Origin of the sequence: Burkholderia sp. AU38729, from assembly GCF_020419725.1 — a bacterium.
Classification (GTDB): Bacteria; Pseudomonadota; Gammaproteobacteria; order Burkholderiales; family Burkholderiaceae; genus Burkholderia.
Genome location: NZ_JAIZQO010000006.1, coordinates 148454 through 161117, shown reverse-complemented (window position 1 = coordinate 161117; position 12664 = coordinate 148454). Strand labels below are relative to the sequence as shown.

At 69.4% G+C, this 12664-nt stretch carries 11 protein-coding genes; all 11 read left to right on the top strand.

Translation table 11 applies throughout. The features are described 5' to 3' along the window. The first annotated feature begins 97 nt into the window (after window positions 1-97). Window positions 98-1291: a XylR family transcriptional regulator gene (locus tag LGM56_RS17630; RefSeq protein ID WP_226206046.1), complete on the top strand. Its 1194-nt coding sequence runs from the start codon at window positions 98-100 to the stop codon at window positions 1289-1291. Window positions 1292-1318: 27 nt separating this feature from the next. Beyond that, the gene (locus tag LGM56_RS17625) at window positions 1319-2407 is read left to right on the top strand and encodes an aldose epimerase family protein (RefSeq protein WP_226206044.1); all 1089 of its coding nucleotides are present in this window, start codon (window positions 1319-1321) and stop codon (window positions 2405-2407) included. A 624-nt stretch (window positions 2408-3031) separates the two neighbouring features. Next, window positions 3032-4726, top strand: coding sequence for a 5-guanidino-2-oxopentanoate decarboxylase (locus tag LGM56_RS17620; protein WP_226206041.1), 1695 nt, complete (start codon window positions 3032-3034; stop codon window positions 4724-4726). Next, the gene (locus LGM56_RS17615) at window positions 4723-6195 is read left to right on the top strand and encodes an aldehyde dehydrogenase family protein (RefSeq protein WP_226206039.1); all 1473 of its coding nucleotides are present in this window, start codon (window positions 4723-4725) and stop codon (window positions 6193-6195) included. Before LGM56_RS17620 ends, LGM56_RS17615 begins: the two co-directional genes overlap by 4 nt. A gap of 148 nt (window positions 6196-6343) precedes the next feature. Beyond that, window positions 6344-7441 carry an ABC transporter substrate-binding protein gene (locus tag LGM56_RS17610; RefSeq protein ID WP_089434133.1) on the top strand — a complete coding sequence of 366 codons (1098 nt, stop codon included), beginning with the start codon at window positions 6344-6346 and terminating at the stop codon, window positions 7439-7441. Window positions 7442-7445: 4 nt separating this feature from the next. Further along, window positions 7446-8369, top strand: coding sequence for an ABC transporter permease (locus tag LGM56_RS17605; protein WP_226206037.1), 924 nt, complete (start codon window positions 7446-7448; stop codon window positions 8367-8369). Next, window positions 8366-9208 carry an ABC transporter permease gene (locus LGM56_RS17600; protein WP_226206035.1) on the top strand — a complete coding sequence of 281 codons (843 nt, stop codon included), beginning with the start codon at window positions 8366-8368 and terminating at the stop codon, window positions 9206-9208. The genes LGM56_RS17605 and LGM56_RS17600 overlap by 4 nt, the downstream gene beginning before the upstream one ends. Before the next feature lie 40 nt (window positions 9209-9248). Next, the gene (locus tag LGM56_RS17595; protein ID WP_226206033.1) at window positions 9249-10319 is read left to right on the top strand and encodes an ABC transporter ATP-binding protein; all 1071 of its coding nucleotides are present in this window, start codon (window positions 9249-9251) and stop codon (window positions 10317-10319) included. A gap of 49 nt (window positions 10320-10368) precedes the next feature. Then, window positions 10369-11193: a transporter substrate-binding domain-containing protein gene (locus tag LGM56_RS17590; protein WP_089498351.1), complete on the top strand. Its 825-nt coding sequence runs from the start codon at window positions 10369-10371 to the stop codon at window positions 11191-11193. A gap of 43 nt (window positions 11194-11236) precedes the next feature. Continuing rightward, window positions 11237-12001 (top strand): amino acid ABC transporter permease, encoded by a 765-nt coding sequence (locus LGM56_RS17585; protein ID WP_089498350.1) that lies wholly within the window; start codon window positions 11237-11239, stop codon window positions 11999-12001. Continuing rightward, window positions 11998-12654 carry an amino acid ABC transporter permease gene (locus LGM56_RS17580; protein WP_089498349.1) on the top strand — a complete coding sequence of 219 codons (657 nt, stop codon included), beginning with the start codon at window positions 11998-12000 and terminating at the stop codon, window positions 12652-12654. Before LGM56_RS17585 ends, LGM56_RS17580 begins: the two co-directional genes overlap by 4 nt. Window positions 12655-12664 lie beyond the last annotated feature (10 nt).

Here is a 12664-nt window from a genome sequence, read left to right as displayed (position 1 = left end):
TACAATCGCCAAACACCAGACACCGCGCGCCGCCGACCCGGGTGCGCCCCGGAGACAACGGCACCGCGCCCCTCGACGCAGGTGCCCCGAGATCGAGATGACACGCGTCCCTTCCGCCCAGACACCGCATCGCATCGCGCTGCTGTTCAACGCGAACAAGGTCTACGACCGCGAGATCATCAGCGGCATCGGCCAGTACCTGCACACGACGCGCGTCGTGTGGGACCTGTTCCTCGAAGACGACTTCCGCTGCCGGCTCACCGGCATCGAGCGCTTCGACGGCGACGGCATCATCGCGGATTTCGACGATCCCGCCGTCGCCAGCGCGCTCGCCGGCTCGCCGCTGCCGGTCGTCGCGGTCGGCTCGTCGTACGAGGATCCGGCCCAGTATCCCGACGATGTCCCCTATATTGCGACGGACAACCCGAAGCTCGTGTCGCTCGCCTATACGCACCTGATCGGCGCAGGGCTCGCGCACTTCGCGATGTACAGCCTGCCGATCGCGCAGGAGAACCGGTGGGCGCAGCAGCGCGAGCTCGCCTTCGACCGGCTCGCGCGCGCGGACGGGCTCGATGCGCCGATCTACCGCGGGCTGTCGACGAGCGCGTCGGGCTGGAATCACGCGATCGAGCAGCTGATCGACTGGCTGCATGCGCTGCCGAAACCCGTCGGCGTGATCGCCGTGACCGATGCGCGTGCGCGGCACCTGCTGCAGGCCTGCCTGATCGCCGGCATCGCGGTGCCGGAACAGGTGGCGATCATCGGCATCGACAACGATCCGCTCACGCGCACGCTGACGCGCATTCCGCTGTCGTCGGTGATCCAGGGCACCGAGGAAATGGGCCGTACCGCCGCGCACCTGCTGCACCGGATGCTGCGCGGCGCGCGCTTTCCCGGGCAGCGCATTCTCGTGCCGCCGGTCGGCATCAACGTGCTCGAATCGACGCGCCATCAGCCGCTGGCGAGCCCGCACGTGATGCGCGCGCGGCATTTCATTCGCCAGTACGCGTGCCAGGGGATCAAGACCGAACAGGTTGCCGACTACGTCGGCGTGTCGCGTTCGCTGCTCGAGGAGCACTTCCGGCGCGAACTGCAGCGCACCGTCCACCAGGAAATCCTGCGCCACAAACTCGAAGCCGCGCAGGCGCTGCTCGCCGGCCGGCAAGCGTCGAGCGCAGAAGTCGCGATCCGTTGCGGGTTCACGTCGCTTCAATACATGTACGCGGTGTTCCGGCGCGAGCTGGGCTGCACGCCGCGCGAATACCAGGAACGTGCGGCCGCCACGAACTGACGCCCGTCGCCCATTCGACATCCACTCATGCACATCGATACCGATTCCTCCCATCTGACGCACGGCGCGGCGCGCGTGCCTTCCGAGCCGTGGGGCACGCTGCCCGACGGCGAGCCCGTTCGACGCTACACGCTGCGCAACGCGCACGGCATGCGCGTCGGCATCAGCGACCTCGGCGCGACCGTCGTGTCGTGGCTCGCGCCCGACCGCACGGGGCGCCTTGCCGATATCGTGCTCGCGCACGACACGCCGGCCGAGTACCTCGAATCCGGCGCCTACCTCGGCGCGACGGTCGGCCGCTGGGCGAACCGGATCGCCGGTGCGCGGTTCGAACTCGACGGCATCGGCTACCCGCTCGACCGCAACGAGAACGGCAACCTGCTGCACGGCGGCGCGAACGGCTTTCATCGCGCGCGCTGGGACGTGATCGACGACTGCGGCGGGCTGACGCTTCGACTCGATTCGCCGGAAGGCGACGCAGGCTTTCCGGGCAACGTGACCGTGCAGGTTCGCTACACGCTCGACGACGACGGCACGCTGACGATCGACTATACGGGGCGGACCGATGCACCGACACCGCTGAACCTGACGAATCACAGCTACTTCAACCTGAACGGGCGCCCGGGCAGCGACGTGCGCGGCCATCTGCTGCAGATCGACGCCGACGCGTTCCTTGAAGTGGACGAGGCGCTGATCCCGACCGGCACGGCCGACGTGACGGGTACCGCGTTCGATTTCCGGCACAGCGCGCCGATCGGCGCGCGCCTCGACTGGCCGAACGCGCAACTGGCCCGCGCGCGCGGCTTCGATCACTGCTTCGTCCTGGGCGACGGCGCGCACGAGGCCCGGCCCGTTGCACGCGTCTACGATCCGGAAAGCGGCCGCGAGCTGATCGTGTCGACCGATCAGCGGGGCCTGCAACTCTATACGGGCAACTATCTCGATGGCCTGCGCGTGAGCGGCGGCACACGTTGCACGCCACACGCGGCGCTGTGCCTGGAGGCGGGCGGCTTTCCGAACCAGGTGAACATGGCCGGCCTGAGCGGCGCCGTGATCCTTCATCCGGACGCCGTCTATCGACAGACCACCCGGTATCGGGTGGCCGTTCAGGCATAGCGGGCGCGGGACAGCACGGCCTGGCATTCCCGGCGGAACCGCGCACCGGGAGGATTCCCGGAACCGCATCGGGCGCAGCGCGTAAAACCCGCTACCAGCCACGGGGCGACATCAAAATATTACGCGCCACGCCCCGCGGATATTCAGGTTAACTACACGATTCGCATGCCGACTGGCATCGCGTGCGCGGCGCGCCCGGGGCCGCCCTCGTCGGAAGAATCGCCGCGCAAGACGCCGGTTGCGCCGGTTGCGCCATGTGCCCGCTCGTCCGCCTGCATCAATCCGCGCACCCGCCGCTCGTGGCTCATCGGGCGGGCGACACCCCGCGCCGAGCGGCGGGCACCGCTTCGCTTCGCGCCCGTTTCGCGCCCGTTTCGCGCAAGACTAGTCGACGCCGTCATGCAGCGCCGGGAGGTCCGTACGACGCGCGTTGCAACCCGCGCTGCCGTGAAAACCCGCAGTCCATTACCCGCCCCGCGATTCGACGCCGCCATGCACGGCGCTCATGCCGCGCATGAAAACTAATCGATTGTTGGCACCCCGGATCGACGCCGACAATCCGCACCATGCCCCCTCGTTTGCGGTACGGGCCACTCACCCTCCCCAATCGGCACACCACGATCCATGAACCATCCCGCCACCGTTTCCTCCCTCGCCGGGGCCCGCAAGGCCACGCCAGCGCCCTGCCATCCCCGCCCGCGCACCTGCGGCGAAGCGCTCGTCGACCTCCTCGAGCGCCACGGCGTCGAATGCGTGTTCGGCATTCCCGGCGTGCATACCGTCGAGCTCTATCGCGGCCTCGCTGCATCGTCGATCCGCCACGTGACGCCGCGCCACGAACAGGGGGCCGGCTTCATGGCCGACGGCTATGCACGCGTCACGGGCCGACCGGGCGTTTGCTTCATCATCACCGGGCCGGGGATGACCAATATCGCGACCGCGATGGCACAGGCCTATGCGGATTCGATCCCGATGCTGGTGATCTCGAGCGTCAACGCGCGACGCGAACTCGGCCGCGGCGACGGCCGCCTGCACGAGCTGCCGTCCCAGCGCGACGTGTTCGCGGGACTCACCGCGTTCTCGCACACGCTGCTCGACGCGGCCGACCTGCCGCAGGTCCTCGCGCGCGCCTTCGCGGTGTTCGCCAGCGCGCGGCCGCGGCCCGTGCATATCGAGATTCCGCTCGACGTGATCGTGATGCCGGCGCCCGCGCTGTCCGACGCCCTGCCCGCGCTGCCGGCGCGGCCCGCGCCGGATGCGAACGCGCTCGCCGCGGCCGCCGGCCTGCTCGCGCACGCGCGCCGGCCGCTGATCCTCGCCGGCGGCGGCGCGATCCACGCGGCGGCGGAATTGCGCGAACTCGCCGAACGCCTGCACGCGCCGGTCGCGCTGACGATCAACGCGAAGGGGCTGCTGCCGGCCGGCCACCCGCTGCTGATCGGCTCGACCCAGTCGCTGCCGGCCACCCGTGCGGCGATCCGCGATGCCGACGTGGTGCTCGCCGTCGGCACCGAGCTGGGCGAAACCGATTACGACGTCACGTTCGACGGCGGCTTCGCGATCGACGGCCGGCTGATCCGCATCGACATCGACGCACAACAGCTGATGCGCAACGCCCGCGCCGAGATCGCCATCGCCGGCGATGCCCAGCTGGCGCTCGGCGCGCTGTCGACCCGCCTGCACGAAACGCCGGCCCCGACACCCGACGCCGACTGGGGCGCGCCGCGGGTGGCCGACGTGCGCGCCGCGATCGCGTCGATGCACGACGGCGCCGCGCGGTCGCAGGCGCGGCTGATCGATACGATCGTCGCCACGCTGCCCGGCGCGATCATCGCCGGCGATTCGACGAGCCCCGTCTACGTCGGCAACTTCACCCACGATGCAGCGGCGCCGCGCAGCTGGTTCAACTCGTCGACCGGCTACGGCACGCTCGGCTACGGGCTGCCCGCCGCGATCGGCGCCAAGCTCGCCGCGCCCGCGCGCCCGGTCGTGTGCCTGATCGGCGACGGCGGCCTGCAGTTCACGCTGCCGGAGCTCGCGAGCGCGGTCGAGGCGCGGCTGCCGGTGATCGTGATCGTCTGGAACAACCGCGGCTACGGCGAGATCCGCAAATACATGGTGGCGCGCGACATCACGCCGGTCGGCGTCGATCCGTATACGCCCGATTTCCAGGCGCTCGCACGCGGCTTCGGCTGCGCGGCGCACACGGCCGCGACACCCGGCGCGCTGGCCGCCGCGCTGCGCGACGCCGCGGCGCGCGCGATCCCGACCGTGATCGAAATCGACGAGGCAGCCTGGTTCGCACAGGTGCAGCGATGAGCACGACACCCGCTCTCGCGTTCGATCCGCCGCTGCACACGCGCCACTTCATCGACGGAGCCTGGCGGGCGAGCGTCGACGGCGCGACGTTGCCCGTCGTCGATCCGTCGACGGAAGCCGTGCTCGCCAACGTCAGCGCAGGCGGCGACGCGGATGTCGAGCACGCCGTGCAGGCCGCGTCACGCGCGTTTGCCGGCTGGAAACGCACGACGGGCGCCACGCGTGCGGCGCTGCTGCGCGCGATCGCGCGCGGCGTCGACGCACGCCGCACGCGGCTCGCCACGCTGCAGTCGCTCAACAATGGCAAGCCGTTCGCCGAAGCCGAAATCGACGTCGCGGACGTGATCGCCACCTTCGACTACTACGCGAGCCTCGCGGAGCGCCTCGACACCGACGGCGAAACCGAGATCGCGCTGCCCGATGCCGACCATCGCGCGTGGATCCGACGCGAGCCGGCCGGCGTCGCCGCGCTGATCGTGCCGTGGAATTTCCCGATGGTGACGACCGCGTGGAAGCTCGCGCCCGCGCTCGCGGCCGGCTGCACCGTCGTGCTGAAGCCGTCCGAGATCACGCCGCTGCCCGAGCTCGAACTCGTCGCGATCGCCGCCGAAGCGGGGCTGCCGCCCGGCGTGCTGAACGTCGTGACGGGCACCGGCCACGACGTCGGCGCCCGACTGTGCGCGCATCCGCGCGTCGCGAAGCTGTCGTTCACCGGCAGCACCGCCGTCGGTGTGCAGGTCATGAAGACGGCCGCCGACACGATCAAGGGCGTCGGCCTCGAACTCGGCGGCAAGTCGTCGATCATCGTGTTCGACGACGCCGATCTCGATCGCGCGGTCGAACTCGTCACGGGCGGCGGCCTGTTCAACGCCGGGCAGATGTGTTCGGCGACCTCGCGCGTGCTCGTCGCCGCGCCGCTCGCCGATGAACTGATCGCGCGCGTCGCACGGCGCATCGACGCGACCGTCGTCGGCCCGCCGTTCGCCCCCGGCGTGCAGATGGGCCCGCTGACGAATCGCGCGCAATACGAACGGGTGAAGCGCCACATCGCGCAGGGCCGGGCCGACGGCGCGCGGCTCGTTGCGGGCGGCAACACACTCGACGGCCCCGGTTATTTCATCCGGCCGGCATTGTTCGCCGACGTGCCGGCCGACAGCCCGCTATGGTGTGAAGAAATCTTCGGGCCGGTGCTGTGTGTCCGCGCATTCGACGCCGAGGACGATGCGATCGCGGCCGCCAACGATACCGAATACGGGCTCGTCGCCACCGTCGTTACGCGCGACACCGCACGCGCCAGGCGGGTGGCCAACGCGCTCGAGGCGGGCGTCGTGTGGATCAACACGCCGCAGCTGATCTATCCGCAAACCTCATGGGGCGGCTACAAGCGCAGCAGCATCGGACGCGAACTCGGCCCGTTCGGGCTCGCCGCCTTTCAGGAGATCAAGCAGGTCATGATGCCGGCCGGCTGAGGTCTCCGGGCCATGCGTTTATGTCATGCCGCGCATGCGGATATTTCGTTTGTTGCGGAAATTTGACCTCCCTACAGTTCATCCACACCCCGCGCCGCAGTCGGCGCCCGGCATCGAACCACCCGGCATCGTTCATCAGGAGACGGCCATGCAACACTTCAAGGCGGGCAGAAGGCAGGTGATCAAAACCCTCGGCACGGCGCTCGCTGCATCCGCCCTTCCGATGCCATTCATCAGTACTGCGAAGGCACAGACGAGCAGTTTCGCAGGCAAGACGCTGCGCCTGCTCACGTGGTCCGACGATACCGGCGCGGCCGCGCTGCGCAACATCGCGGAGAGCTTCAGCAAGCAGACCGGCGCGCGCGTGATCGCCGATCGCGCGGACGGCACGTCGGGGATGGTCGCGAAGGTCAAGGCCGCGGGCGAGCGGCCGACCTACGACGTCATCACGCTGGCCGGCGTCGGCGCGGCCGGTCTTGCGGAAGCGGGCCTGCTCGCGAAGCCCGACCTGAACCGGCTGCCGAACCTGAAGGACGTCGCGCCGCAGTACCGCACCGGCGCGAACGGCTTCGGCATCGGCTACCTGCTGTGGTCGGACGGGCTGATCTACAACACGGCGACCGTGAAGAGCGCACCGTCGAGCTACGAGGCGCTGTGGGATCCGAAGTATGCGGGCCGCCTGTTCCTGCCGCCGCCCGAGTGGGCCGAAGCGGTCGACCTCGCGATCATCGCGGCGAAGCTGGCCGGCGGGTCGCAGCAGAACATCGATCCGGGATTCCGGAAGCTCGCGCAACTGAAGGACCGCGTGATGACCCTCGGCGAAAACCCGAACCAGGTCGCCGACCTGTTCCGCACGGGCTCGCTCGACCTCGGCGGCATCTATTCGCCCGCGTTCTTCCCGGACCAGATCCGCAAGCCCGACTACAAGATGGGCGTGACGTACGGGATGAAGGAAGGCTTCGCGACGCAGCTGATGTTCACCGTGATTCCGAAGGCGCACCCGGGCGACCTCGACCTGATCCACGCGTTCATCAATCATTCGCTCGACGCCGGCGTGCAGGGCCGGATGGCGGCCGACGTGCTGAACGGCCCCGTGAACGGCAAGGCCGTGATTCCCGCGGAAAGCCGCGCGTTCGTGCCGTCGCCGCAGCAGATCGCGGAGAAAGCCGTGCTGCATGACGACAAGGCGCTCGCGGCCGTGCAGCCGGCGTGGATCAAGCGCTACACGGGCCTCTTCTCGGCGTAACGACATGGCCTCCCTGCCCTCTCCCCGAGACGCCGCGCCAGCCGCCCCAGGCACGGCCGGCGCGGGCGCCGATGCGCCCGCGCTGCCCGGCGTGCCGCCCTGGCTGCTGCTCGCGCCGATCCTCGCGTTCCTCGCGGTGCTCGCCGCCGCGACGGTCACGGTATTGCGCATGAGCGTCGGCGTGTCCGGCGACGAATGGCGGACCTTCACACTGCAGAACTACCTCGACCTCGCCGACCCGTACTTCACGACGTCGTTGTCGCTCACGCTGCGCCTCGCGTTCCAGAGCATGGTGTGCGCGGTGCTGCTGGCGATCCCGGTGGCGCTCGCGATGGCGCGCACCGAATCGCGGCTCGCGCGCCGGTTGCTGCTCGCCGGCGTGCTGTTGCCGCTGCTCGTGAACCTGCTGCTGCAAGGCTATGGCTGGCTCGTGATGCTCGGCCCGGCCGGGTTGCTCAACCGCGCGCTGCTGGCCGGCGGCGTGATCGGGCGGCCGCTGCAGTTGCTGTACCGCGAGCACGGCGTGCTGCTCGGCCTGATCCAGACCGCGTTCCCGCTCGCCGTGCTGCCGCTGTCGAGCGCGCTGCGCGCGGTGTCCCGCGCCTACGACGAAGCCGCCGCGACGCTCGGCGCGAGCCGCTGGCAGACGCTGCGGCACGTGACCTTGCCGCTCGCGATGCCCGGCCTCGTCTCCGGTGCGCTGCTCGTGTTCGCGTACAACGCCAGCGCGTTCGCGGTGCCGCTGCTGCTCGGCGGCCGGCGCGTGCCGATGCTCGCCGTGCTCGTGCACGACCAGGTCGCGCCGCTGCTCAACTGGCCCGCCGCGTCGGCATCCGGCGTCGTGCTGATGGGTGCGACGCTCGTCGTGATGGCGGTGTCGCAGCGCCTCGTGCGCACCCTGCAACGTGCCGGCGAGGTGAACCGATGAACGCCCTGCTCCTCCGTGCGCCGATGCCCGGCCGCCTCGGACGCGCGACCGGCGCGCTCGCGACGCTCGTGCTGCTGCTCGCGTCGCTGCCGATCCTGACGATGATCACGATGTCGTTCGGCGCATCGGGCACGCTCGAATTCCCGCCGCGCGAATTCAGCCTGCACTGGTATCGCGCCGCGTGGCAGACGTTCGTGTCGTCCGATGCGGGCAGCGCGCAATCGATGGGCGCCGCGCTGACGACGAGCCTCGTCGTCGCGGTCGCGACGATGCTGATCGCGACCGCGGTGTCGGTACCCGCGGCTTACGCGCTGTCGCGCTACCGCTTTCGCGGCAAGACGCTCGTCGAGCAGCTCGTCGCGTTGCCGATCGTCTATCCGCTCGTGATGCTCGGCCTCGCGCTGCTGATCGTGTTCAACGCGCTGCCGGTCGAACTCGGCATCGTGCGGCTCGTCGTCGCGCACGTGATCCTGACGCTGCCGTTCACGGTGAAGAACTGCGCGGCGTCGGTCGCGTCGATCGGCCCCGATTTCGAGGAAGCGGCGTGCCTGATGGGCGCGAGCCCGCGCCGCGCGCTCGTCGACGTCGTGCTGCCGCTGATGCGGCCCGGCATCCTCGCCGGGATGCTGTTCGCCTTCATCGTGTCGTTCAACGAATTCACGGTGACGTTCTTCCTGTACAGCATCGACACGATGACGCTGCCGGTCTGGCTCTACAGCCGCACCGTCTCGTCGCTCGACCCGACCGTGTTCTGCTTCGCCGTGTTCACCGTCGCGATCGACTTCGCGCTGATCTGGATGCTCGAAAAACTCGTCGGCGACAAGGGTGTCGCGCTCTGACGCGCGCACCGCCCCGCCCTCGCCCGTGCAAGGAACCCTCATGACCCAGCTCATCCTCCAGAACGTGACGAAGCGCTTCCACCAGGCGTGTGCGGTCGATCACGTCGACCTGTCGGTGCCGGACGGCAAGCTCGTCTGCTTTCTCGGCCCGTCCGGCTGCGGCAAGACCACGCTGATGCGGATCATCGCCGGCCTCGAGACGCCGACCGCCGGCACGCTGACGTTCGCCGGCCGCGACCTCACGCACGTACCCGCCAACCGCCGCGACTTCGGCATGGTGTTCCAGTCGCTCGCGCTGTTTCCGCACATGACGGTCGCGCAGAACATCGCGTATCCGCTGCGGCTGCGCAAGACGGACAAGGCCGCGCAGGCGCGGCGCGTGGCCGAGCTGCTCGAGCTGATCCAGCTGCCGCACATGGCCGACCGGCTCGTCACGCAGTTGTCGGGCGGGCAGCGCCAGCGCGTCGCGATTGCACGCGCGATCGCATCGTCGCCGCGCCTGCTGCTGCTCGACGAACCGCTGTCGGCACTCGACGCGAAGCTGCGCGAGGCGATGCAGGTCGAGATCCGGCTGCTCCAGCAACGGCTCGGCATCACGACGATCATGGTCACGCACGACCAGCGCGAAGCGATGACGATGGCCGACGAGATCGTCGTGATGGACAAAGGCCGGATCCAGCAGGTCGGCCGGCCGCTCGACATCTATCGCGATCCGGTCAACGAATTCGTCGCAGACTTCATCGGCCTCGGCAACATCCTGCCGGTCGCGTGCGACGGCGACGACGCCATCGTGCTACCCGGCGGGCAGCGTCTCGCGATCCGGCGCATGCCGGACACGCCGCGCGCGACCGATGGCGTGCGCCTGCTGATTCGTCCCGAGGATGTCTGCGTGCGCCCGGGCCAGCCGGCCGCGGCGCCGAATACGCTGGCGGGCACGATCACGTTCGTGCGCGACGTCGGCGCGTCGATCGAAGCGACGATCGACTGCCGCGGCTTCACGCTGACGGCCGCGACGACGCCGCGCGAAACGCCCGACCTCCACGTCGGCATGCCCGTGCTCGCGGAACTGCCCGCCCATGCCTGCAAGCTCATCGCCGCCCGCGGCGCCTGATTTCCTGCCTTTCTCCCGCGCAGTCCAGCCCAGCAACGAGGATCTCACCATGAACGCAACGTCCCAAACCACCCGTCACGTGCAGCGCCTGCTCGCCCGTACCGTCCTCCTCTGCGCCTGCGCCGGCACCGCGGCCCTTGCCGCGTTCGCGCCGCTCGCGCATGCCGACGCGCTCGACACGATCGCGAAATCGGGCGTCGTGCGCATCGGCGTATTCGAGGACTACCCGCCGTTCGGCTCGATCGGCCCGGACATGAAGCCGCAAGGCTACGACATCGACATGGCGAACCTGATCGGCCGCGCACTCAACGCGAAAGTCGAACTCGTGCAGGTCACCGGCGACAACCGGATGGCCTATCTCGCCGACCGCAAGACCGACATGCTGCTGTCGGTCGGGCAGACGCCGGAACGCGCGAAGGTGATCGATTTCTCGAATGCGTATGCGCCGTACTACCTCGCGGTGTTCGGCCCGAAATCGCTGGCCGTGAAGGGCAACGCCGATCTCGCCGGCAAGTCGGTCGCGGTCGCGCGCGGCACGCTCGAGGATCTCAGCGTGAGCAAGGTCGCGCCGCCGAGCGCGACGATCAAGCGCTTCGACGACCCGAACGGCGCGATCGCCGCGTTCCTGTCGGGGCAGGCGCAACTGCTCGTGGTCGGCAACGACGTCGGCGCGACGATCATCGCGCGCCATCCGTCGATCGATCCGGAGCAGAAGTTCTCGCTGTTCAGCTCGCCCGATCACGTCGGCCTGAACAAGAACGAGCCGCGCCTGATGCAGAAGGTCAACGATGCGATCGCCGGCGCCCGCAAGAGCGGCACGCTGAATGCGTTGTCGCAGAAGTGGCTGCACGCGGCCCTGCCGGCCGACCTGTGATGCGCGCCGCCCCCGCCCCGCATTCACGACGAAAGGCATCGCGATGACTTACGTGTTCGACTTCAGCGATTTCGGCCTGTACGCCGGCCTGCTCGCGCGCGGCATCGGCGTGACGCTCGGCCTCACCGCGGCCGCCACCGTGCTGGGCGGCCTGATCGGCACCACCGGCGCGTGGGTCGCGCTCGCCGGCCCGCGCTGGGCACGCACGCTCGTCGCGGCCTATGTCGAGCTGATCCGCAATACGCCGTTCCTGGTCCAGCTGTTCTTCATCTTCTTCGGGCTGCCCGGGATCGGCGTGCACATCGACGAAGTACAGGCGGCCGTGCTGGCGATGACGGTCAACCTCGGCGCGTACGCGGTCGAGATCCTGCGCGCCGGCATCGAATCGGTGCCGCACGGGCAGGTGCAGGCGGCGCGCGCGCTCGGGCTGCACGGCCGCCAGGTGTTCGGTCACGTCGTGCTGCCGCAGGCGCTCGCGAACGTGTACCCGGCGCTGCTCGGGCAGGTGCTGATCGTGATGCTCGGCTCGGCGGTCGTCTCGCAGATCTCGGTGCCCGACCTGACCTACGCGGCGAACTTCATCCAGTCGCGTAACTTCCGTGCGTTCGAGATCTACATCGTCGTGACCGCGATCTACCTGCTGCTGTCGATCGCGCTGCGCATGCTGCTCAATCGTGTCGGCCGGCGCCTGTTCTCGGGCCGCATGCAGCGCGGCGCGGCGGCCGCGCCTCGGCGCGGCTGTCTTGCCCGCCTCGCATGGCGGGCCCGTTCCCCTCAAACCCGCCTGTCGACGGAGCGTGCACGATGATCGAATTCACCTTCCAGGACATCGCATGGAACCTCCTGCTCGCCGCGCGCTGGACCCTGCTGCTGTCGCTGATCACGTTCGTCGGCGGCGGCGTCGCCGGGTTCGCGCTGCTGGCGATGCGCGTCTCGGCGTCGGCCGCGCTGCGTCGTTTCGTGATCCTGTACGTCGAGGTGTTCCAGGGCACGCCGTTGCTGATGCAGCTGTTCCTCGGCTTCTTCGGGCTGCCGCTCGTCGGCATCGACGTGACGCCGTGGGTGGCCGCGTCGGTCGTGCTGACGCTGAACGCCAGCGCGTACCTGACCGACATCTGGCGCGGCTGCGTCGACGCGGTGCCGCGCGGCCAGTGGCACGCGGCGGCCAGCCTCGGCATGACGTGGACCCAGCAACTGCGCTACGTGGTGTGGCCGCAGGCGTGGAAGATCGCGCTGCCGCCGACCGTCGGCTTCCTCGTGCAGGCTGTCAAGAGCACCGCGCTGACGTCGATCATCGGGCTGACCGAACTGACCAAGACGGGCAACATCATCACCAACGCGGTATTCAAGCCGTTTCCGATCTACGCGATGGTCGCGCTGCTCTACTTCGCGATGTGCTTCCCGCTGACGTGGTATGCCCGCGTGCTCGAAGGTCGCTATCGCGTCGCGAAGGCACGCTGAACCGGCGCCG